Origin of the sequence: Persicimonas caeni, assembly GCF_006517175.1 — a bacterium.
In the GTDB taxonomy this organism is placed as follows: domain Bacteria; phylum Myxococcota_A; class Bradymonadia; order Bradymonadales; family Bradymonadaceae; genus Persicimonas; species Persicimonas caeni.
In genome coordinates this window covers 2798060-2819164 of sequence record NZ_CP041186.1, presented here as the reverse complement: position 1 = coordinate 2819164, position 21105 = coordinate 2798060, and the positions used below count along the sequence as shown (strand labels likewise).

The following is a 21105-nucleotide window of genomic DNA, read 5'->3' as shown; positions in this document are numbered from 1 at the left end:
GGCCTGTGCCATGAGGAGTGCCGCAGCGGCGCCGTTGTAGTTGTAAGGTGTGGCGTCGGGGTGGGCATGCGCCCAGCGTGTGACCTATCCGAGGTGGCTTGAAAACGGGGCGGGCCTGGCCCGTTAGCCGATCACAATCACAAGCAAATCCGCAGCGCCCATGCCGGCGAATTTTGTCGGCAGACGCACCGGTGTGTCGTCACGATGGGGATGGGCCGGCGGCTTAGCTACGCAGGCTCATTCACCGTCGGGGCAAGCCCGCCGGGGTCATCGGGGTGGGTGGCCGCTTCGTTAGCTGCACAGGCTGATTCACCGGCGGGGCAAGCCCGCCGGGGTCTTCGGGCTCGATTGGCCGCCTCGGTAGCTACGCAGGCTCATTCACCGGCGGGGCAAGCCCGCCGGGGTCATCGGGGCGGGTGGCCGCTTCTAGTGGGGTGACACCGAAGTGAGATTCAACCCTTCGGCGAGGATAGCGCCGCCAGATTCGGATGCGAACCCCGCAGGCGATGCAGCGCATCGTCGAGGAGTAAGCGCCGAAGCTGGTGGTGCTAGACCGGCGAAGGTGAATCGAATCTCGGTGTCACACCACTAGCTGCACAGGCTGATTCACCGGGTGAAGAGGCTGTCGCAAAAGGTCGCCGTCGTTTGGAGGCAGCGCTTCCAGCGCTGGTTGCAGGAGCGTGCGGCGCTGCTCCGAGGGCAAGATGCCCTGCCTCCAAAGGCATTTGCGACACCCTCATGGCCAAGCCCCCCCTTTGCTACCTTCGCGCCCTTGGCGACCTTTGCGGTTCCCCCTAGGCTGGAGTGGGCGGCCCGTGACGATGGCCGGTGCGCCAGTGGCGGCGTCGGACGCGCTGTTCGCGCCACTTCTCGAGTTTGGGGCTGCCGATCCAGCCGCCGCCGAGGGCGGCGAAGAGGCCGAGGACCAGGCCGAAGAGCGTCCACCACATCGCCTTGGCCAACGCGTCGGTCACGTCGGTGGCGACCGTCGCGGCGGTGCTCTCGATCTCTTGGCCGAGGTTCTGGCCGATCTGTTGCAGTTGGCCCATGGCGTTCTCGAAGGTCTGCACCCAGCCCTGCACGGTCTGGCGAGCTTCCTGCTCGCTCAGGTTCGTGCGTGCGGTCAGGATATTGACCAGGGCCTGCTGGTCGGCCGCCTCGACGGTGCCGTCGAGCTCGGTGAAGGCCTGGCTGATGGCCTGGTCGAGGATTTGACCGGCTTGCTGGGGTGATTGGGCCACGTCGCCGGCGGTCTCGACGGCGAGTTGCTCGAGGGCCTGGGCTTCTTGGCGAAGCTCGGCGGGCTGGAGTTGTTGTTTGCCGCTTTGTTGCAGGACCTGGCGGCCTTCCTGTTGGATGGTCGAGACGATCTGGCCGCGTTGGACGTCGATGTCGGCCTGGTCGAGCACCCCGCCCACGGCGCCGGCGGCGGCGCCGGCCACGTCGGTGACCGCGCTGACGCCTTCGCGTACCACGGTGGCCGTGCCGCTGATCGCCGTGGAGGCGAACGAGGCGAAGCCGACGACGAAGAGCAGCGTGGTCAATGCCCAGACGACCCCGCTGTTGAGCATGCCGTCGAGGCTTCGTGGCTTGTTGGCCAGTCGTCCGGCGACCCAGCCGCCGGCGAAGAGCGAGACGACGATCTGGATGACAATCCAGGCGCCCGTCATCGCGCCGAAGTTACCGATGGCGTCCTGTTCGGTGGCCGGATCGAAGCTGCCCAGCGCGATCGCCGAGCCGAGCAGGCCGATGATGAAGGCGACGGCCAAGGCGACGGCCGTGCCGGCGAAGATCGCGCCCCACGAGGCGCGGGTGGGTGGCGATAGGGTCTCGTCGGTGGTCTCGACGTCTTCCTCGACGGTGACGTCGCGCCCCGGTTCGCTGTGTGTGCGTTCTGTGGTCATGTCGTCCCTCTCAACAGTAGAGCAGTTGATGGCTGCGGACTCCTGAAAGGTCGACATGGGGCTGATGCACGCAAGAGCTGATGCACGCAAGAGCGGAAGGGCTCTTCGCTACTTTGCCAACGACAGGTGCGCGGCCGTCTCGCCGTTTTCGGCCGCGTAGACGACGAGTGTGAGCGTCTGCTCGCCGCGGCGGTATTGGCGTGTGCTGGCGTTGGGCAAGGGCAGGTTCAGGCGCCGGGCGCGCTCGAGCACGGCCGAGGAGGGGGCGTGCTCCCAGCCGCGGGCGGGGAGGACGCGGTCGTAGAACGCCAGGGTCTCATGGACGCCGACCGGGCCGATGAAGGTGTAGTCGACGTGGTCGGCGCTCGGGTCGAGGTCCTCGAAGCGTTGCAGGCGTGTGCAGCCGGGGCAGGCGGGGATGGTGCCGTCGCCTCGCTGGCCGGCGACGCGGCTTCCGGCGACCATCTTGCGGTAGTCGAACGACTCGTCGCTCCAGGTGGCGACGACCGTCGTCCAGCGCGAGCCGGGCTCGCGGAACGCCTCGATGTGGCGGTAGGCGCGAAACTTCTTGGCCAGGCGCCCGGCGGCGAAGTCGCGGCCGAGTCGGGCGAGCTCGTCGGCGGTCTGGGCGCGGTTTTCGGCCAGCCCGCCGCCCATGGCGACGTAGTCCTTGGAGACGGTCGTCGGCACGACCCCGCCGGTGAGCATGTCCTCGAGGGCTTCGCGGGTGCTCGCGGCCTTCAGGCTCGTGTAGCTCTTCTGGTTGATGCCCCCGTAGACGAACTCGTCTTGGTAGCGCTTGAGCGCTTCGATGGGGCTGTAGTCGACGAAGTTGACCGAAAAGTAGACCGTGTTGCCGTTCAGATCGAAGGCGCGCGGGGGCTCGTGGCCCATGTGGTCGAGGGCGCGCTGGAACTTCTGGGTGGGCGTGTCGGGCACGCCGAACAGGTCGGCGATGTCGGCGCCTGCGCTCACCACGCCCTCGCCGGGCGTCCACACCGTCGCCCACAACGCGGCGCAGAGCAGCGCGCTGGCGCCGGCGAGCAGGGCCGTGATGTGGAGTAGGCGATTCACGGTGAGCCTCCTCCAAACGCGCCTTCGATGGTGGGCACGTCCAGCGATTCGGACTGCAGCGGCTGGTCGGTGGCGATGCCCAGCAGGTTGTCGTAGGGGCCGTTGCCCCACATGGCGCTGCGCGCGACGGCGCTGGCCGCCTCTTCGCTGCTCGGCTTGGGGGCGACCAAGGTGGTGAAGTAGTGGGCCAGCTCGATTTCGCGGCCGCCGACGTCGACCGAGCCGTTGTCGCTGCCGACCACCGTGCCGTAGCGGGTGCCGGCGGCGATCACGGGGCGAAGCCCGTGGCTGCTGACCGCGCTCGAGCTTCCCGGATAGAAGGTCGAGGCGCTGCCCGAGTCGTCGAAGAGCCGCTGCGCGTAGGCCGATTCGCCGGTGACGCCGCTCAATTGGCTGGTGAGTTCGGCGTCGATATAGCGAATCTCGATATTCTGCCGGGCGCGGCGCACGCGGTTGTACGACTCGCCCATATGCCCGCTCTGGAGCAGGCCGGCGGCGTGGTTGCTGGTCTCGTGTTGGACGATCTGCTTCATGCCGGCCTCTTCTTGCAGGCCGGTGTAGGTCGCCATGTTGTTCTGCATCATGCTCGCCGCGCCTGCCGGGACCACGTGCACGCCAGGGTCGTCGGTCTGCACCTTCTTGGCCTTCTCCCACATCTGCTTGTAGGCGGTGCCGCCCAGGCGAATGGCGGTCTTGTTCAGCCGGGTCAGGTGGCCGATGCCGGCGAAGATGATCACAAAGATCGGCAGCACGATGATGAACTCGGTCAGCGCCGTGCCGCGCTCGTCGCGGGCGAATCGCTCCCACACGTTCATGGGGAATCGGTGGCTCATTTGGCGATCCCCTCCACGGTCGATTGGCCCAGCGCGCGGTTGGCGCGCTCCATGAACACCAGGTCGTCGATGGAGTCGTTGACGATGCCGCTGTCGCCGGTGTTGATGATGCCGCTGAGCGCCAGGTACGGGATCATGTCGTGGTAGATGGACGACATCTGCAGGCCGGCCTGCTGGAACTCGCCGGGCAGCGCTACCGGACGCATGCGCGCGGTCCAGCGCGGGTGCCACAGCGTCGGCTCGCGCGAGCTGTCCTGAAACGAGATCTCGGCGCGCGCCATGCCCCAGTAGCCCGATAGGCGGAACATCTCCTCGTTGTCGAGGTGGTAATCCTTGGGCACCGGGCCGTATTTTTGGCGCATCTCGTCGAAGAGCTCCTCTTTGCGCCGGTAGGTCACCACCAGGTTCGACGTCCACGAGGTCCAGTGGGCGGGGTTGGTCGTGCGGAAGAGCTTCCAGGGCTTGCCGTACTCGCCGAAGACCGACTGGCTGTAGCCGGTCACCGCGCTCGAGAAGTGATTGCGCGCGCCCTGGATGACCGCCTGGCTGGCCGCGCCGGCCTCCGAATTCTGCTTGTGCAGCTGATTGTTGGCCTCGTACTCCGCGCCCATGAAGCTCAGGCCCTGGCTCATGCCGGTGCCGAGCATGTACTGGTAGTCGCTGATCTTGACCGGCAGCAGGTCGCGGTGGCCGGTGTACTTGACCAGCGGCGTCGAGCCCACTTGGGTCATGACCTGGTCGGTGACCGAGTCGAGGATGGGCGCGTTTTTGGGCGTGCCTTGCGGGGCCGGAAAGCTCGCCGCCATGCCCGCGCCGTTGCGTGCGGCGCGCAGGACAGCCTCGCTCCAGCCCCACCAGGGCGTCAGCGCGTGGGTGTAGCGCTGGTAGTTGTCGATGGCGATCAGGTCCTGCAGGTAATACTGCTCGCCGAGCTCGTCGCGGAAGGTGGCGAAGTCGTTTTCGCGCTCGGCCTCCAAGATCGGCTGGTTGTCGCTGACGCGCTGGCAGGCCGAGTCGTCGCCGGCCGCGCACAGCGCGACCTGGAGGGCGAACCAGCGCTTGTACGACTCCCACAGCGCCTTGTACTGGCTGTGGATGCCCACCGTCGAGCGCTTGGCGATATTGGCGTAGGCCAGGTTGTTCATCGCCCGCGCCTTGATGGCGGCCTGGCTGTAGGCGGCGGTGTCGGCGGCGGCCTGCACGGTCAACTTGTGCCGGCCCATCTTGCCGGCGTCCCACAGCACCCAGGCGAGCATCATCAAGATCATCACCGCGGCCAACGCCAGCAGGATGATCGCGCCGCCGTCGTCGCGGTGAAACCCGCGAAGCCCCTGCGCCACCCGACGGCGCAGGGCCGCCTTGTCAGTGTTGCGGAAGGTTCGCATTGGGATTGAGCTGCTTGGGGAGACTGTAGGCGCGGTTGATCTCGACGTAGTAGCCGTCTTGGCCGTGCACGGCCATATGCTCGCCGAAGATGCCCGCCACCAGCGGCATCAGGCACATGTGGTAGTGGGTCATCTTGGCGCCGACCCAGTCGTTCGTCTCGGTGATTTCGATCTCGGTCTGCGCCCAGGCGTTGAAGAATTTGCGGGCGCTTCGGGTCTGGAATTCGGCGGAGTCGAAGGCCAGGTTGAACGCCATATTCTCGCCGATGGGGCTGTCCTGGGCGCTGAGCTTCAACTCGGCTTCGTTCGTCGAGTACGAGCCGACGTCGGTGCCGCCGTGCTCGAGCGTGGTGCCGTACATCGCGCCCATCGCCTTGCGGAAGGTGCGCGCGTAGCCGGCGTGCTGGGCGGTGTTGAAGCGGCCGAAGTCCGACGAGGCGGTCGGCGCCATGACCGCGGCGGCGGCCACGCGCGCCTTCTCCTCGACGGTGCGGTTGTCCACGCCGAAGCGTCCCTCCTCGGCTTCGGGCGCCCACACCCACACCGCGCGGGAGGCCTGCATCACGGCCAGGTCGCTGAGGGTGACCGCGATATTCATCAGCGTGAGCTGGGCGATGCCCATGATCAGAAGCAGCGCGACCGGCAGGACGATGAGCGTCTCGGTGAGCACGGTGCCGCGCTCGGCGGCGAGTTTGACGCGCGGGCGCTCGTCGGCGCGGATGGTGTCGACGAGGGTGTGCAGCCGCGAGAAGCACCACGCCAGCACGGCCCACACGATCGCGCACAGCCCCACGTGAATCCCGACGTCGCCGAGCACGGCCTCGGCGAGTTCGCCGCGCTGCCACGCCCAGCCCACAACCTCCCAACTCGCCTCGCTCGAAAAGAGCGCCAGCGTGCCCGTGGCCAAAATGGCGACCGCCGCAGCATGCAGAAGCGCCTTGGTGGTGAGGGTGGCGAACGCCCCTTTTTGTCGGGGAGATTCCTGCATGGGCCAACGAGCCGGAGTAAAAGTGACGTGCGACGGCGTTAATTATCCCCGTCCGGTGCAGCATCTACAAGCGTCCTTCTGCAACCAAACGGCGCATTTATGGGCCAACACGGCAATTGGAGGACGTTGCAGTTTCTGTACCACGCCGAGCAGCGCGGCTCGGGGCGGTTGGAGGTGCGCGGATGTAGGACAGGGTGTGACATGTTGGCACACGGCGGGCGTCGGATGGGGGCAACTGTCCACACCGGCGATGCCTGCCCGATTCACTCGTTCAGTTGACGTGGCCACACCCGACCGATCAAGATGGAGCGCAGTGAACGAAGTTTGTTAGCGAATTGGCGCGGGAGCTCGATAAACAATGGCAAAGAAACAGATTTTGATCGCCGATGACGACCCGCATATCCGCGAGGTGGTGCGCTTTGCGCTCGAGCAGGCGGGCTACGCGACCGTCGAGGCGGAGAACGGCCTGGCCGCCCTCGAGAAGGTCGACGGCCACGACCCCGACCTGGTCGTCTTGGACGTGATGATGCCCGAGATGGACGGCACGGACGTGTGCCGAAAGCTTCGCGCCGACACCGAGATCCCGATCGTCTTCTTGTCGTCCCGCGACGACGAGATCGACCGGGTGCTGGGCCTGGAGCTCGGCGGCGACGACTATATCACCAAGCCGTTCAGCCCCCGCGAGCTCGTCGCGCGGGTCAAGGCGGTGCTTCGCCGCACGAGCGACGCCCCGGCGCCCAAGGCCGACGGCGACGACGACAACGTCATGGAGTACGGCATGCTTCGCCTCGACATGGACCGCTTCAAGGCGTTTTGGGGCGACAGCGAGGTCGAGCTGACCAAGACCGAGTTCGGCATGGTGCGCACCCTGATGGGCTACCCGGGCAAGGTCTACTCGCGAAACGAGTTGATGGACGGCGCCTACGACCACGGCACCATCGTCAGCGACCGCACCATCGACAGCCACGTGCGCCGGGTGCGCCGCAAGTTCGAAGAAGTCGGCGACAACCCCATCGAGACGGTGCACGGGATGGGGTACAAGTTGGGAAGTTGTAAGTGAACCCGAAACCTCGCCTTCGCACGATCTTCCTCATCGTCAACCTCATCGTGTTGCTCATCCCGCTGGGCGGCATCGGGGTGCTGCGTATCTACGAGACCGAGCTGATTCGGCGCACCGAGTCGGAGCTGATCAGCCAGGGCGCGCTCATCCAGGCGATGTACCGCGACCGGCTGTTGTACGCCCTCGACTACGAGTGCGACCGGCCGGCCGAGGCGGGGCCCTACGGGGTGCCCGTCGAGGTCAAATACCCGGTCAATATCGACGACAAGTTCATGCCGATCCCGGCCGAGCTCGACGCGGCCAGCGACCGGATCTATCCGGCGGTGCCCCCGGCGGTCGAGCCGAAGCTGGCCGCCGAGCCGTGCGCCGCGCAGGTCGGCGAGGCGCTCGTGCCCACGCTCACCGAGGCGCAGCGCATCACCTTGTCGGGCATGCACGTGGTCGACTATCGGGGCACGGTCGTGGCCACGACCCAGAGCCCGCTGGGCCGGTCGATCGCCAACCGCGAAGAGGTCCGGCGCGCGCTCGACGGCGAGTTCGTCCAGCTGCTCCGGCGGCGCACCTCGGCGCCGACGACCTGGTCGCTCGAGGGCATCCAGCGGCGCACCAGCGTGCGGGTGTTCGTGGCGATGCCGATCGTGCACGAGGGGCGGGTGCTCGGGGCGGTGGTGCTGGTGCGCACGCCCATCAGCCTGCTCAAGGCGATCTACAACAACCGGGTGATCTTCGGCACCTTCGTCGGCGCGATCTTGTTGGCGGCGGTGGTCATCTCGCTGTTGACCGCGATCTTTATCGGCCGGCCCATCAAGCGCCTCATGGAGCAGACCCGGCGCATCGCGCGCGAAGAGGAGGACGCCACCGAGCCCATCGACCACCCGGGCACCCACGAGATCGACGAGCTGTCGCGCGCCTTTGCCGACATGGCCGCCGCGCTGAACGAGCGCGCCGACTATATCCGCACGTTCGCCCGCAACGTCTCCCACGAGTTCAAGACCCCCATCAGCTCCATCCAGGGCACCGTCGAGCTCCTCGAAGACCACCTCGACACGATGAGCGAGGAGCAACGCCAGAAGTTCTTGGGCATGCTCGCCGCCGACGCCGAGCGCATGGAGCGCCTGGTCACCCGCCTGCTCGACCTGGCCCGCGCCGACGTCTTGCAGCCGGGCGCCGACTCGGTCGCGCTGGGCCCGACCCTGGCCGAGGTCGCCAGCCGCTTCGACGACCTGGCGGTCACCGTCGACAACCCCGCGGGCGTCGAGCGCGTGGCCATCGCCGCCGAGACCTTCGACTCGGTCGTGTCGAACCTGCTCGAGAACTCCCGCCAGCACGGCGCCCAGACGATCCACATCGCTGTCGACGCCGCCGACAACTTCGTCGACCTCATCGTCCAAGACGACGGCCCGGGCATCTCGGAGGGCAACGCCGACAAAATCTTCGACGCCTTCTTCACCACCAAGCGCTCCGAGGGCGGCACCGGCCTGGGCCTGTCGATCGTGCGCTCCTTGCTGCGCGCCCACGGCGGCGACATCGAGTTGCTGCCGAGCGAGCAGGGCGCGCGGTTTTTGCTGCGGTTGCCGCGGGGACGGGGGCGCTGAGGCGCGGATGGCTCGGAGGCGCTGAGGCGCTGAGGCGCCGATCGCCCTGAAGGAGTGAGCCGCGGTACGCGGAGACGCTAAAGATTCATCTGAGGTTCGCTGCAAACGCTGCCACAACACGGTGCCTGACACCTCGTCGACGCAGGATGTCGAACGCCTCTATTTGCGCGGTATCCAAATACTTGAGCGGCTTTACAACTCCTCGTCCAACAAGAAGGCATTGCACCATGCTCCGCTCTACGAAATCCCTGCTGATGGTGGGTCTGTTTGTCGCCCTTGCCGGGACAAACTGCAGTGAGCAGAACCACGACTCCCGCCAGACCGAAACAGAGCACCAAGAAGGGCCCTCGACCTTCGAGAAGCCGGATCGCGCGTTCGATGATCGTCAGCTATTCGGTGAAACGGACTCTTACGAAACGGACACCTTTTCGGTCGGCCACGTCAGCCTGCGCGAAGGGCGCGAGCATATGGCGCCTGACGAGAACCACCAGCAGTTCTGGCTGGAGCCGGGCGAGCCTTTCATTCTCGATCTGACCTACAAAATGTGGGGCTACGACCACCACCAGTATGACCTGGTGGTGTTGGCGAACTTCGAGCCGATCCAGTTCAAGATGCGGCAGGTGGAAGAGGAGAGTGGCTTTCCGTCGGCGGAGGAGTGGCAACAGTCCGATGAGGTGCTGGTCGACAGCGCCCCTCTCGAAGTGCCAGATCACCATACAAAGGGAGTGAGCATTTACATCCCACCGAACGTTTTCAGTGCAGTGGGAGCCTACGATCTGCGCATTGTGCTGCTCAATCGCTTTCCGTCGGACCCCGGCGATCCCATCGTCCGACATGGAGGATTTACGATTCACCACTCGGTGACGTTGTACTACGGGGGCCTCGATTTCCCCGAGCACGACGCCCCGGAGCTGCCAGACACCCAGGAAGTGTCGGCTCACCGAAACACGCGACTGCTCGCTAGCCACGGCCCCATGACCACGCTGCTTCTACCTGAAGCCGACGTTTACGACCTCGCCTCGTTGCGCGACCCCATGCAACAGGCAGAGCTCGGCCAGGTTTTCTCGGTGCCGAGTCCCGCCCGCCTTCTCGGCCATTCCATCCGCTCGTCATTCTTGGAGGAGGAGCGCAGCGTCATCGTCGCCTTCGACGGGACCACCCCGCTGCAGGGTGCTAGCGGCGTGTTCGCGCCGCCTGAAGCGCCACAAGACACGGTAAACTCCGACGATCCGTTCGTGGTGCGTTTCCCTATCGAAATCGAACTCCGGGATGAGCAAATCCACCCGATTCGCTTCGTGAAGTTCGCCCAGCCCTTCCGGGACATGCACAACTCCTTTGATCGCAAGATCGAGGTCTCCAATACAATCTTTGTGCAGGCAAAACGCGAGTGAGCTTGAGTTCGATGGGGTGCGGTCGCTGATTCGGAGTCTCCCACCGTCAACCCACCTCGTGGGCCTCGATGGACGGGTTCGTCGACAACAACACGGTGTCTGGCACCTCGACGCCTCCGCGACCGTGGCCATGACCGTCTCACCATCGCGCACATCGTAGTTGATGCGCCGCGTTGACGGTTGGGGCGCGGTCGTCCCCGGCCGCCGGGGTCCGTCTCGGGCCCCGCACGTGTTCGAGCAAGGCGTGTGCCTTGCAGGAAGACACGCAAGCTGGGGCGGGGACGCCCCAGGGCGGGCGAGGACGCCGCGCGCCCCGGGCAGGTTGTGCGCAACGACAGGGTCGGGGCGCGGTCGTCCCCGGCCGCCGGGGTCCGTCTCGGGCCCCGCACGTGTTCGGGCAAGGCGTGTGCCTTGCCTCAGACACGCGACAACACGGCGCCTGACACCGCGTCGACGGCTCCGTGATCGTGATCGTGATCGTCGTCGTGATCGGCGGTTGTTGTTCGCGGCGAGACAAACGGCCGATCACGATCACGATCACGACGACGATCACGGGTGCACAACACGGTGCCTGACACCGCACCGTCAACTCACTTCGTGGGCCTCGATGGACGGGTTCGTCGACCACAACACGGTGTCTGGCACCTCGTCGTCGCGGAGCCGAATTGTTCTCGAGCGCTCCGCATGCTCCTCGAGCGTTTTCAGCCCCTCCAAAAATCGAGACACCCCCCTCTCGAGCGTTTGCACCCCCTCCAAAAATCGAGACATCCCTTGGTAAAAACGAGACAGGCCCTGTGTTAGCCCCGCCGCGTGCTTCTCGAGCGCGCCGCGTGCTTCTCGAGCGCGCCGCGTGCTTCTCGAGCGCGCCGCGTGCTTCTCGAGCGCGCCGCGGGCATCTCGAGCACGCCGCGGGCATCTCGAGCACGCCGCGGGCATCTCGAGCGCGCCGCGTGCATCTCGAGCGCGCCGCGGGCATCAAAAAACCTCCGCAAGCATCGTTGGGCTTGCGGAGGCTTTCTCGAGAATCTGCAGGCAGGTCTTAGACCTCGGTGGGTTCGGGCTGGGGCTGCGGCGTCGGCGTGGGCTCGTCGGTGTTGGGCTGCGGGACGTGCTCGGCGAAGATGGCGTCGAGCTCGGCGAGGATGCCGCCGACCCACGGGCTGGCCACGCGCGCCGTCAGGTCGAGCCTGTCGATGAAGTCGAGTGCGTCCTCTTTGGCCTGGTCGCGCTCGTGAGCGGCCGTGCGCGTCTCGGCCTGCTCCTCGGCGTCGGCGTTTCCGAGCTCATCGACGCGCTGGAGCAGAGTCTCGACTTCGGCCAGAATCTCGTCGTAATTGGCCACATGCTTCTGGAGGTGGCTCGCGTGGTGCTTCAGGCCGGCGCGCATCGTGCGCAGCGCATTGTTCGCAGTCGGCAAGGTCCGAATCTTCGAAGGCGTCGGGGTCTTGAAGTCCGCCATCCTATCGTCGAGGTCGCCGTCACCGTGGTAGCCGAGCTCCACGCTCGCCTTCGTCGCCACGGCCATCTCGGCGGTGCGCCCGACGACCTCGTCCTTGTTGTTGGTCCACTCGACATCCTCGCGACGCTCGGTCTGGTAGGTCGCCTCCTTCTCCTCGAGGCGCTCCTTGAGCTCGCGCGCCAGCGCCTCGCCGTCGAAGTCGTCGCCGCGCACGCGCGAAAACGCGGTCTTGTGGCGTTTGCACAGCATGCCCAGGGCGCTGAGCACCATGATGATGTGGTCGACAGGGGTGTTCACGTGCGGTCGTGCAGCCATCAGTGTCTCCTTGCAGAGTCTGTTACGGCCCCCCAAATCCTCGTTTGGGCCGTCGTTTCCGAGTTGTTCAAAAAGCGTGTGTCCTTTTTAGCGGGGATGGGGGCGGGTGGCAAGAGGGGGCCTTGGCCCACCGCGTGGGCCTCGATGGACGGGTTCGTCGACAACAACACGGTGTCTGGCACCTCGTCGGTGACGCCATTTGTGTTGGATGGTGAGCCATGACCCGCCCCTTCCGGGCGAGGCGACCGACGCTGCATCCCGCGGCTTGTTGGCGCGCACGCTCGCCCGGCGCGGTGTGGTGCTGTTCGTGAGCTCATAGCCAAACAAACGGCGGGGCACGGGGCTGTGATTGAGCGGATGGAGCGGATGGCTGTGATACGCGGATGGAGCTGATACGCCGATTGGCTGATGGAGCTAATCGCGGTTGTGGTTCGCGGCGAGACAAACGGCCGATCACGATCACGATCACGACGACGATCACGGCCGCATAACACGGTGCCTGACACCCCACCGTCAACCCACTTCGTGGGCCTCGATGTATGGGTTCGCCGACCACAACACGGTGTCTGGCACCTCGTCGTCGCGCAGGCCCCACAGCCGGTTGGTCAGGCAGACCGGGGCGCCGCCTCCTTTGACGAACAATTCGCCCAGGTCGAGGCGCTCGACCTGCAGGCCGATGTCGGCGAGCGCGGCTTCGGTTGCTTCGGACATCGTGGTGGGCGAAATCACCGTGTGGTTCACCTGCAGGGCGTTCGTGTCGTAGCCGAGGCTTTCGTCGCGGGAGATCTCGTGGAGGCGGGCGTCGGGGACGAAGGCGCGCAGCTTGGCGTACTCTTCGTCGGGCAAGGCGTCGGGGCAGACGACCATGAGGTGGTCGTCGGAGTCGGGGGCGCGGTAGACGTTCAAGAAGGTGTTGCCGTGAAACCAGGGGTCGGCGTCGAAGCGAATCTGGACGTGGTGGGGGCCGAGCAAGTCGGCGACTTCGGCGTAGGCGCTCCTTTCGGTGCGTGCGTCGGGGCCGACGCCGTAGGTGTGCACGATCCGGTCGCCGGAGGCCGCGCGGATGCAGTCGCCCTGGGCTTCCCAGGTCGCGTCGACGTGGGTGGTCCGAAAGCCCAGGCGCTCGACGAAGCGCGCGATCCAGGGGGCCTCGGCGCGGCGGTGTGCGGCGGCCATGTTGGGGAGCACAAAAGCTGGCTCGTCGGCCGATGTGCGGTAGAATTCTCCGGCCTCGGCGGTGTAGATCATGCCCGTGAGGTTTTCGGCGGGGGTTGGCGGGCAAACGACGACCTCGCCGCCGGCGGCGACGATGGCGTCGGCCAGCGAGGCCCATTCGGCGCGGGCTCGCCGGGCGTCGGTGCTCGAGGCCTGGCGCGAGCGGAAGTTTGCTTTGCCGCGCAGGCCCCAGTCGAGGCGTGGCGGGCTCATGAGGAAGGCTGGCGTTTCGGTGGTGGGCATGATGAAACTTTTGGGTTGGGGTGTTGTCTGATTGGGTGAGGGTTAGCGGGCGTGACGCACCAGCAAGGTCGACGACATTCGAATCACTTGTGAATAACTCGACACCCTTCACATGTTCAACGTGCCGACAGCAGCAGGCAATTGATAAACTTGGCGCCTTCGCATAAGAAGTTAGCGCTCAATCATGTCTCGAGAGTACACGGTATGGTCGAGGAGTCCCACAACACGAAAGAGCACGACGAGCAGTACGACTCCGCGGAGTTCGACGACGAGGAGCTCGACGAGGAGTTGCTCGATCTGGCGTCGTCGCGGCGCCAGGGCTCGCTGCTTCGCCCGATCCTGTTCATCGTGGTGATCTGGTTCGGCGTCTCGGTCATCTCGGACTGGCAGACCCAGCTGGCCTACTTCTTCAGCTCGTCGGAGCCCGTCGAGATCGGCAGCGTGACCGATTTTCCGGCCAAGCGGGCCCAAGATCCCAACTGGGAGCCGGAGATCCCGCACAACCGCTACGTCTCCATCGAGGGCGTGCCGTCGAAGCGCGCGCAGTCGAAGCGCTACAAGTTCTTCAAGCTCGTCGGCGACCACGTCTATATCGAGGTGCCGCGCGACATCGAGGACAAGACCGAGCTCGAGCTCGAGTTCCAGAACGAGAAGGGCGAGATCGACCGCACCTACTTCGAGGGCGCGGGACGCGCGCTGCACCTGAGCAAGATCCCCGGCCAGTACCAGGGGCTTCGCTCCTACTACTACCAGCGCTACAACACCAACTTCTGCGGCATGCAGCTGCCCGAAAAGGAGCGCCGCGCCGCCGAGGCGACCGGCGACGAGTGTGTGGACGCCTATCTGGTCGAGACCCAGGTCAAACCCTCCGACCACTGGTGGTACCTGGTGCTGTCGGGCCTCATCGGCCTGTTCATCCTGCTCAACGTGTGGTGGCTGTTCCGCTGGATTCGCGATTTCGTGCGCAAGTGACCGCGCCATCCGCGCCATCCGCGCCATCCGCGCCCGAAACCCCGACACCCCGAGACCCCAAAACCCCGATCTCTTCTGCAAATTGACCTTTGGGGCGGGCCGGTACTACTATACGCCATACGAACCGTCGTCGGAATTTAGCTGCACTCGTCTCAGGAGCGGTATCTGTGGCCAGAATTGTCTACACCGATTCGTCCAACCGGGAGCAATCGGCCTATCTGGGCCCCGACCAGCCGGTCGTCTCCATCGGGCGAGCGACCGACTGCACGATTCGCTCCAACCGCAAGTCGGTGTCTCGCCACCACGCCGAGTTCCGCTACAACAACGGCACCTTCGAGGTCATCGACCTCAACAGCTCCAACGGCACCTGGCTCATCGAGAACGAGCAGCGCTTCGAGATCACCCACGAGCGCCTCGAAGATCAGGACGAGATCTGGTGCGGCGACTTCATCGTGCACTTCCTGCTCGACGACCCGGTCGACCGTGAGGTGACCGTCAACAACCAACATCCCTCCGGCGAGCAGCAATACGTCTCCGGGCCGACCGAGGCGGCCGATGCGTTCGCCTTTGGCGCCGAGTCCTCTGAGGCACACGCGGCGCACGCAGGCGCCGGGCTCGAGCAGCACTCGGCGGCCGGCTACGACTACGAAGAGGTCGAGGAGTTGGGCGAGGACGACTTCGTCGAGATCGACGAGGTGGGCCCCAGCGGCGGCCATTCTCCTTTCGAGCAAGACGCCTACGACCAAGAGCCTTACGAGCAAGAGCCTTACGAGCAGCACGGCGGCTACGGCGAGGAGGTCGAGCGGCTCAAGCGCGAGAAGCAGTCGATCGAAGATCTGGCGTCTCGCCAGGCGTTCGAGATCGAGGAGCTGCAGGCCGAGCTGCAGGCGGCCTCGCAGCAGCTCGAGCAGATGCAGGCGCAGGGCGCCAGCGCCGAGCAGCTCCAGGGCGAGCTCGACGCGGCGCGCTCCGACGCCGAGCAGCTTCGCCAGGAGAACCAGCAGCTTCGCCAGCAGCTCGAAAGCGGCAGCCAGGAGGCCGCCCAGCTCGAGAGCCTGAGCGCCGAGCTCGACCAGGAGCGCCACCAGGTCCAGCAGCTTCGCTCGGAGCTGCAGCGAACTGAGGACGAGCTGTCCGGGGTGCGTCGTCGGCTGGGGCAGGCGACCGACCGGCAGAGCGAGCTCGAGCGTGAGGTGGCCGTCAAGAACGAGCGCGTCGAGGCGCTCGAGCACGACGTGCGCACCCTCGAAGACGAGTTGGCGAATACCTCCGGCTCGGGCGACGAAGCCGAGCGCATGCGCGCCCAGCTCGAGCAGGTGCGCGGCGAGCTCGAGAAGAGCAACCGCCTGCTCAATGAGTACGAGCGGCGAAACGCCGACCTGCGCACCGAGCTCGACGAGCAGCGCGAGGCCAACGAGCAGCTGCGTCAGACCGCCCAGGAGAACGAGCAGAAGCTCGCCGAGCTGTTCGACACCCGCGACGAGCTGCAACGCCAGCTCGCCGACGCGGAGCCGATGCGCGAGGAGCTGGCCGACAAGACGCAGGCGCTCGAAGAGGCCGAGAGGCTCGCCGGCGACCTGAAGGCCGAGGTCCAGGGGCTCAAGCAGCGCCTGCAGCTCGAGCGTCGTCGCTCCAACGAGGACGACAGCGAGGAGGTCGAGCGCCTGGAGGCCGAGCTGGTCGAGGCGACCGAGCGTATCGCGGAGCTGGAAGCCGAGCGCGACGAGCTGCGCGCCGAGGCCGAAGAGAGCGCCCAGGACGACGAGGCCCCCAGCGGCGTCACGCCCGACGAGATTGCCGCGCTTCGCCAGCGCCTCGGCGCGCTCGAGCGGCTGGCCGACGCCATCGACCGCACCGACCTAGAACCCCTGTCGACCGTCGACCGCATTCGCCTGCAGTCGGCGATTCGAGAGACCGACCCGAAGAAGACCCTTCAAGAGGCCCTCGAGCTGCTCGAGTAGCCCGAGCTGAGCCGCATGACGACTCGCTGCGGCTTGTCTCCAGGCGTTACGCGTCAAGCATTGAATAGATTGAGCGTTGGGTGATGTTGATCTCTGGGAGGACCGGTCGCGCAGACGCGCCGGCCACGCAGAGGCACCGGAGACCATATGGATTTTGACTTTCTAAAATACGTCGACCAGAAGAAGAGCCCCGGCAGCAACCGCGAGGAGAAGACCGGCTTTGGCGAGTACGCCTTCTCGGGCGATATCCGCGTGCTGCGCCAGCTCGACCGCGCCAAGCCGGTGCGCCTGGTTGCCGAGTCGGCGGTGCGCTTCTGGAAGTCGTTCGAGAAGAACGAGCTTTTAGGGCGTGGCGTGCGCATCAGTCGCCGTCAGTTCCCGTCGCTGTATGAGACGGTGCTCGAGTGCGCCGAGACCCTCGATATCCCCCCGCCCACGGTCTACGTGCAGCAAAACCCGCACCTGAACGCGGGGACCTACGGCACCGACGAGGAGTCGTTCATCATCATCACCTCGTCGCTCATCGACCGGTTTCAGGACGCCGAGCTCAAGTTCGTCATCGGCCACGAGTGCGGCCACATCCAGAACAACCACGTGGTCTATCGCACGGCGGCCGAGTTCCTCAAATCCGGGGTCATCAACCTGGTCAAGTGGGCGGTGGTCCCGGCGACCATGGCGCTCAACGCGTGGAGCCGCCGCGGCGAGATCACCTGCGACCGCGCCGGTATGCTGTGCGCCGAGAGCGAAGAGGCCGCCGTCAACGCCATGCTGCGCCTGGCGCTGGGCAGCAAGAAGCTCTTCGAGGAGCTCGACGTCGACGAATACCTCAACCAGCTCGACGACGTGCAGGACGGGGTCGGCCGGTTCAAAGAGTATTTCCAGTCGCACCCGTACCTTCCCAAGCGCATCCAGGCGCTCAAGCTCTTCGCTCAGAGTGAGTATTATCGCAATCTGATCGGCGAGCGTGGTGGGAAGCCGTTGGACGAGGTGGATCGGGAGATCGAGAAGCTTGTGAAGGTGATGTGAGGCTGAGCCACGTCGAAATAACTTCAACAAAACGAACGAAACGAACATGACCGACGACAAAAGCCAAAACGAAACGCCCGAAGAAGAACTGGAAACTCCCGAAGAGCCAGAAGCCACCGAGGAGCCGGAAGCCACCGAAGAATCCGAAGCTTCCGAAGAGCCGACGGTCGCCCAAGAACCCGCCGCCGGCACGGTGCTGCCGGTCAAGAAGGGCCACGTCGAAGACCTGCTCGTCGAGCTCGCCGAGATCTCCGAGGAGAGTGGGCTGAAGTCGCTCTCCGCCGAGGTGCGTGAGGATCGGATTCCGGCGCTCCAGCAGGGGCGCATGTCGGTGGTGGTGTTGGGCGAGTTCAACCACGGCAAGTCGACGGTGGTCAACGCGCTGTTGGGCGAGGAGATCTTGCCCACCGGCATCACGCCGACCACCGCGGTCATCACCCACCTCGTCCACGGCGACGAGCCCAAGGCCGAGATCCAGGCGCCGCGCGGCGGCGAGCGCAAGGGCGTGCCCTACGAGGAGATGGGCGCGGCGATTCGCCACGAGGAAGAGGAGGGCACCGAGCCCGAGTACGTCGAGATCCAGTATCCCAACGAGCTGCTCGAGGACTCGCTGGTGCTCGTCGACACCCCCGGCGTCAACGATATCTCGCGCCAGAAGGTCGAGATTACCTACGGGTACGTGCCCAAGGCCGACGTCATTCTGTACGTGCTCGACGCCACCCAGGTGCTCAAAAAGAGCGAGATCACGTTCATCAAAGACCGGCTGCTCAAGGCCAACCGCGACCGGATCATCTTCGTGCTCGGCAAGACCGACGCGCTCAGCGACGAGGACGTCCAAGAGGTCGAGACCTACGCTCGCGAGCGCCTCGCCGACTTGATCGGACCGGTCGAGTTGTTCGCGTTCTCGGGGCGTGAGGCGCTGCGTGCCCAAAAAGAGGGCAAAGAGCCGCCCGCCGAGTTCAACCAGTTTCGCGAGTACCTGCTCGGCTTTTTGCGCGAGAATAAGGCGTATATCCTCGTCGACAGCGCGCTGGGCGAAGGCCTTCGCATTGCCGGGCTTCTCGAGCAGAACCTGGCCATCAAAAAGCAGGGCTACCTGCTCGAAAAAGAGGACCTCGAGCAGCGCATCGAGCGCGTCGAGAACAAGCTCGAGCAGTCGCGCCAGCTCATCGCCCAGAATATCGACCACATCGACGAGAGCATCGGCGGGATCGCGGCGACCGCGCGCCACAACCTTCGCTCGTTCGTCGAGGAGTTCAAGACCACGCTGCCCCAGCAGATCGAGCGCGCCGAGGCGCGTGACGTCAAGCTGTACCTGTCGGCTTGGATTCAAGACTCCTTCAAGGACTGGCTCGAGGACGAGGGCGAGAAGATCGCCAACAGCCTCGAGGAGCTCGCCGAAGAGGTCATCCAGATCACCAACGAGTCGATGCGCGAGACGGTCGGCGTGCTACGCGACGAGCTCGGCCTCAAGGACAAGCTCGACCTCGACGTCGACACCATCGCTTACGACGTCAGCGTCTTCGCGCTGGGCACCATCGGGCTGTCGGCGTTCTTCCTGGGCGCCGCGCTCGTGGGCGGCTTGCTCACCTTGACCGCGCCGGTCCTGGCCATGTTCTTCAAGGGCAAGGTCGACGAGAAGGTCAAAGAGCGCGCTCGCGAAGAGGGCATCCGCGTCATCGACGAGCTCGGATCGCGCATCGAAGAAGAGCTGTTGAGCGTCATCTACAACTACGGCGAGCGCCTCGAAGCGTTCGTCGAGCACGCCGGCGACCGCCTCTACAGCCAGATTCAGGAGGTCCTGGGTCAGGTCCAGCGCGAGATGGAGACGAAGCGCGACCGCAAGGAGCTCGCCGCCGAAGTCGACGAGCGGCTCCAAGCGACGCGCCGCGTCGGCAAGATCATTCGCTCGACTCGTGAGAAGCTACGAAACTCCTGATTCCCTTCTGCACAAACTCCAGGGTGGCCCCGGCACGGATCGTAAACTCGTCTTGCTCTTCAGGCTCCTTGCCGGGGTCGTAGCCCTCCTCGAAGACGGCACGCATAAGCTCGACACCTGCGGGCACCTTGCCCACCTCGATGAGCGTCTCGCCCAGGTTGACCAGATTGTTGCGGTCTTTGGGCGTGAGCTCGGCGGCCTTTTTGAAGCAGTGAAGCGCAGCGGCGCGCCGCTTCTGGCGACGGTGAATGACGCCGAGCAACGTCCAATACTGAGACTCCTTGGGGCGCATCATCACGAGCTGATCGAGGTAGTCGCGCGCGTGGCTCAGCTTGCCGCGCTTGTAATACTCCTCGGCGGAGGCGGCGAGCTGGTCGACGATGATATCGGGCGTCATTTCGAGCGCGTCGACGGTGTCGGCGTGTGCGAGGTCAGTTTGTTGTGGGTCCGTCATTTTGAGTGTCCGTGGTTCAGGAGTTGTGGCGTACAGCTTCGTAGTGCCCGTTCTTGGTTCTTGGTTCTTGGTTTGTTGTTCCTGTTAGGCGCGCAGCGAGGCGCTGTGACGCGCGAGCGTGTCGAGCACCTCGTCGAGCGCACCGCTCTGGGTGAGCAGGTCGCTCAGGACGCCCAGCGCGTTCGGGTCGGCGGCGCCCATCTGGATGAGCTGGCCGATGAAGTCGCGCTTGGCAGCGAGCTTGGCGATGTCTGGATGATCGGCCTCGAGTTGGTCGGCGACGAAGTCCATGACGCCGCCCACCAATCCCTGGCCGAGCGAGCTCATCTCGAGGGCGCTGCCCAGCCCGAGCTCGTCGACGAGGCTCTGGCCGTCGTGGACGAAGTCGATGACCGGTTTGGCCAGTTCTTCGAGCCCGGCGAGTTGCTCTTCGCCGATCACCGAGCCGAGGAGCTCGGAGACCTCGTCGTTTTGTAGGTCGTCGAGGGTCAACTGGCCGTCTTCGAGCGCGCTGTAGAGGCCGGAGACCAGCTGCTTGGCCTGCGGAATATGCTCCTCGAGCAACCCGAGCGCCTCGTCGGAGAACTCGCCGACGACGTTCTCGAGCGGGCCGAGATCTCCTCCGGTCAGGTCGAGCAGGCTCTGTCCTGCGGCCATGATATCGCCGTCGATGAGCGACTCGATGCCGCCGAGGGCGTCGTCGACCATACCGAGCGAGTCGGTGGCGGTGTCGATCAACTCGCCCGCCTTGCCCATTTTGCCCAACCCACCGCCGGCGAACATGCCGGTGATATTCGAGCCCGCCTTCAAAAAGCCGGCGATCTCGTCGCCGCCGCACGCCTTGGCGACGTCTTCGAGCGCGTCGAGGCCGTTGGCCGCCGCGCCGACCCAGTTGCCGGTGCAGAAGTCGAGTACGCCGCCGCCGATGTCGCCGATCCAGTCGGGCATGCCGAGCTTGTCGAGCCCGGTGTTGAGCATCTGGCCCAAGCTGCCCGATGAGATCACCTCGAGCGCGCCGTCGACCACGTCACCCAACGGTCCCAGGCCGTCGCTGACGGCTTCGAAGGTGTCGCCGACGGCTTGGCCGATTTCGCTGGCGACGTCGCCGACCGCGTCGCCTACGTCGTCGGCGACGTCACTGACGAAATCTGTGACGGCGCTGGTAGCTTTGCCAATTGCATCTCCAATCCAAGACATGTTTTCCGATCCCCGTTGCAAATGGTGTTTTCGTCGGGGAAGCACAGTGCATCCCCTCATTACGGTTTTCGGCAAAAAGGGACGAATCGTTGCG

Annotated in this window: 17 protein-coding genes; 7 read left to right on the top strand and 10 right to left on the bottom strand. The window is 65.4% G+C overall.

The features are described 5' to 3' along the window. Positions 1-794: 794 nt before the first annotated feature. The 5 genes from FIV42_RS10365 to FIV42_RS10345 all read right to left on the bottom strand — a co-directional run bounded on the left by FIV42_RS10365 (position 795) and on the right by FIV42_RS10345 (position 6184). Positions 795-1904 (bottom strand): YrzE family protein, encoded by a 1110-nt coding sequence (locus FIV42_RS10365; RefSeq protein ID WP_141197608.1) that lies wholly within the window; start codon positions 1902-1904, stop codon positions 795-797. 108 nt (positions 1905-2012) lie between these two features. Beyond that, complete coding sequence (locus FIV42_RS10360) at positions 2013-2978, bottom strand: hypothetical protein (protein ID WP_141197607.1); 966 nt, start codon at positions 2976-2978, stop codon at positions 2013-2015. Beyond that, a complete protein-coding gene (locus tag FIV42_RS10355) occupies positions 2975-3811 on the bottom strand; it encodes a TadE/TadG family type IV pilus assembly protein (protein WP_141197606.1) in 837 nt (278 codons plus the stop codon). Before FIV42_RS10355 ends, FIV42_RS10360 begins: the two co-directional genes overlap by 4 nt. Then, a complete protein-coding gene (locus FIV42_RS10350) occupies positions 3808-5196 on the bottom strand; it encodes a TadE/TadG family type IV pilus assembly protein (protein ID WP_141197605.1) in 1389 nt (462 codons plus the stop codon). Before FIV42_RS10350 ends, FIV42_RS10355 begins: the two co-directional genes overlap by 4 nt. Then, positions 5174-6184 (bottom strand): TadE/TadG family type IV pilus assembly protein, encoded by a 1011-nt coding sequence (locus FIV42_RS10345; protein ID WP_141197604.1) that lies wholly within the window; start codon positions 6182-6184, stop codon positions 5174-5176. Before FIV42_RS10345 ends, FIV42_RS10350 begins: the two co-directional genes overlap by 23 nt. A gap of 358 nt (positions 6185-6542) precedes the next feature. On the opposite strand from FIV42_RS10345, the gene FIV42_RS10340 reads away from it, so the two are divergent. The 3 genes from FIV42_RS10340 (at position 6543) to FIV42_RS10330 (ending at position 10230) form a co-directional block, all read left to right on the top strand. Further along, positions 6543-7244, top strand: a complete 702-nt coding sequence (locus tag FIV42_RS10340) for a response regulator transcription factor (RefSeq protein WP_141197603.1) — start codon at positions 6543-6545, stop codon at positions 7242-7244. Further along, positions 7241-8839 carry a sensor histidine kinase gene (locus FIV42_RS10335; protein WP_141197602.1) on the top strand — a complete coding sequence of 533 codons (1599 nt, stop codon included), beginning with the start codon at positions 7241-7243 and terminating at the stop codon, positions 8837-8839. The genes FIV42_RS10340 and FIV42_RS10335 overlap by 4 nt, the downstream gene beginning before the upstream one ends. A 227-nt stretch (positions 8840-9066) precedes the next feature. Continuing rightward, positions 9067-10230 (top strand): hypothetical protein, encoded by a 1164-nt coding sequence (locus tag FIV42_RS10330; RefSeq protein WP_141197601.1) that lies wholly within the window; start codon positions 9067-9069, stop codon positions 10228-10230. 585 nt (positions 10231-10815) lie between these two features. On the opposite strand, the gene FIV42_RS30095 is transcribed toward FIV42_RS10330, so the two are convergent. The 3 genes from FIV42_RS30095 to FIV42_RS10320 form a co-directional block, all read right to left on the bottom strand. Then, complete coding sequence (locus tag FIV42_RS30095; protein WP_168210538.1) at positions 10816-10956, bottom strand: hypothetical protein; 141 nt, start codon at positions 10954-10956, stop codon at positions 10816-10818. Positions 10957-11269: 313 nt separating this feature from the next. Then, positions 11270-12004: a hypothetical protein gene (locus FIV42_RS10325; RefSeq protein ID WP_141197600.1), complete on the bottom strand. Its 735-nt coding sequence runs from the start codon at positions 12002-12004 to the stop codon at positions 11270-11272. A gap of 513 nt (positions 12005-12517) precedes the next feature. Next, positions 12518-13462, bottom strand: a complete 945-nt coding sequence (locus FIV42_RS10320) for a dimethylarginine dimethylaminohydrolase family protein (RefSeq protein ID WP_141197599.1) — start codon at positions 13460-13462, stop codon at positions 12518-12520. Between the two features lie 204 nt (positions 13463-13666). Between FIV42_RS10320 and FIV42_RS10315 the strand changes: the two genes are divergently transcribed. The 4 genes from FIV42_RS10315 (at position 13667) to FIV42_RS10300 (ending at position 19360) form a co-directional block, all read left to right on the top strand. After that, positions 13667-14434, top strand: coding sequence for a hypothetical protein (locus tag FIV42_RS10315; protein WP_141197598.1), 768 nt, complete (start codon positions 13667-13669; stop codon positions 14432-14434). A 167-nt stretch (positions 14435-14601) separates the two neighbouring features. Beyond that, positions 14602-16395, top strand: a complete 1794-nt coding sequence (locus FIV42_RS10310) for an FHA domain-containing protein (RefSeq protein WP_168210537.1) — start codon at positions 14602-14604, stop codon at positions 16393-16395. Between the two features lie 147 nt (positions 16396-16542). After that, positions 16543-17421: a M48 family metallopeptidase gene (locus FIV42_RS10305; protein WP_141197596.1), complete on the top strand. Its 879-nt coding sequence runs from the start codon at positions 16543-16545 to the stop codon at positions 17419-17421. Positions 17422-17467: 46 nt separating this feature from the next. Beyond that, positions 17468-19360 carry a dynamin family protein gene (locus FIV42_RS10300; protein ID WP_141197595.1) on the top strand — a complete coding sequence of 631 codons (1893 nt, stop codon included), beginning with the start codon at positions 17468-17470 and terminating at the stop codon, positions 19358-19360. Here FIV42_RS10300 and FIV42_RS10295 read toward each other — a convergent pair. Both FIV42_RS10295 and FIV42_RS10290 read right to left on the bottom strand, forming a co-directional pair. Next, the gene (locus tag FIV42_RS10295; RefSeq protein ID WP_141197594.1) at positions 19323-19814 is read right to left on the bottom strand and encodes a tetratricopeptide repeat protein; all 492 of its coding nucleotides are present in this window, start codon (positions 19812-19814) and stop codon (positions 19323-19325) included. The genes FIV42_RS10300 and FIV42_RS10295 overlap by 38 nt on opposite strands. A gap of 84 nt (positions 19815-19898) precedes the next feature. Further along, positions 19899-21011, bottom strand: a complete 1113-nt coding sequence (locus FIV42_RS10290; RefSeq protein WP_168210536.1) for a hypothetical protein — start codon at positions 21009-21011, stop codon at positions 19899-19901. Between the last annotated feature and the right edge of the window lie 94 nt (positions 21012-21105).

What these genes read in the sequence shown, in the direction of transcription:
- FIV42_RS10365 (WP_141197608.1), bottom strand. Translation starts at nt 1,904, where the DNA reads ATGACCACAGAACGCACACACAGCGAACCGGGGCGCGACGTCACCGTC.
- FIV42_RS10355 (WP_141197606.1), bottom strand. Translation starts at nt 3,811, where the DNA reads ATGAGCCACCGATTCCCCATGAACGTGTGGGAGCGATTCGCCCGCGAC.
- FIV42_RS10350 (WP_141197605.1), bottom strand. Translation starts at nt 5,196, where the DNA reads ATGCGAACCTTCCGCAACACTGACAAGGCGGCCCTGCGCCGTCGGGTG.
- FIV42_RS10345 (WP_141197604.1), bottom strand. Translation starts at nt 6,184, where the DNA reads ATGCAGGAATCTCCCCGACAAAAAGGGGCGTTCGCCACCCTCACCACC.
- FIV42_RS10340 (WP_141197603.1), top strand. Translation starts at nt 6,543, where the DNA reads ATGGCAAAGAAACAGATTTTGATCGCCGATGACGACCCGCATATCCGC.
- FIV42_RS10330 (WP_141197601.1), top strand. Translation starts at nt 9,067, where the DNA reads ATGCTCCGCTCTACGAAATCCCTGCTGATGGTGGGTCTGTTTGTCGCC.
- FIV42_RS10325 (WP_141197600.1), bottom strand. Translation starts at nt 12,004, where the DNA reads ATGGCTGCACGACCGCACGTGAACACCCCTGTCGACCACATCATCATG.
- FIV42_RS10320 (WP_141197599.1), bottom strand. Translation starts at nt 13,462, where the DNA reads ATGCCCACCACCGAAACGCCAGCCTTCCTCATGAGCCCGCCACGCCTC.
- FIV42_RS10315 (WP_141197598.1), top strand. Translation starts at nt 13,667, where the DNA reads ATGGTCGAGGAGTCCCACAACACGAAAGAGCACGACGAGCAGTACGAC.
- FIV42_RS10305 (WP_141197596.1), top strand. Translation starts at nt 16,543, where the DNA reads ATGGATTTTGACTTTCTAAAATACGTCGACCAGAAGAAGAGCCCCGGC.
- FIV42_RS10300 (WP_141197595.1), top strand. Translation starts at nt 17,468, where the DNA reads ATGACCGACGACAAAAGCCAAAACGAAACGCCCGAAGAAGAACTGGAA.
- FIV42_RS10295 (WP_141197594.1), bottom strand. Translation starts at nt 19,814, where the DNA reads ATGACGGACCCACAACAAACTGACCTCGCACACGCCGACACCGTCGAC.
- FIV42_RS10290 (WP_168210536.1), bottom strand. Translation starts at nt 21,011, where the DNA reads ATGTCTTGGATTGGAGATGCAATTGGCAAAGCTACCAGCGCCGTCACA.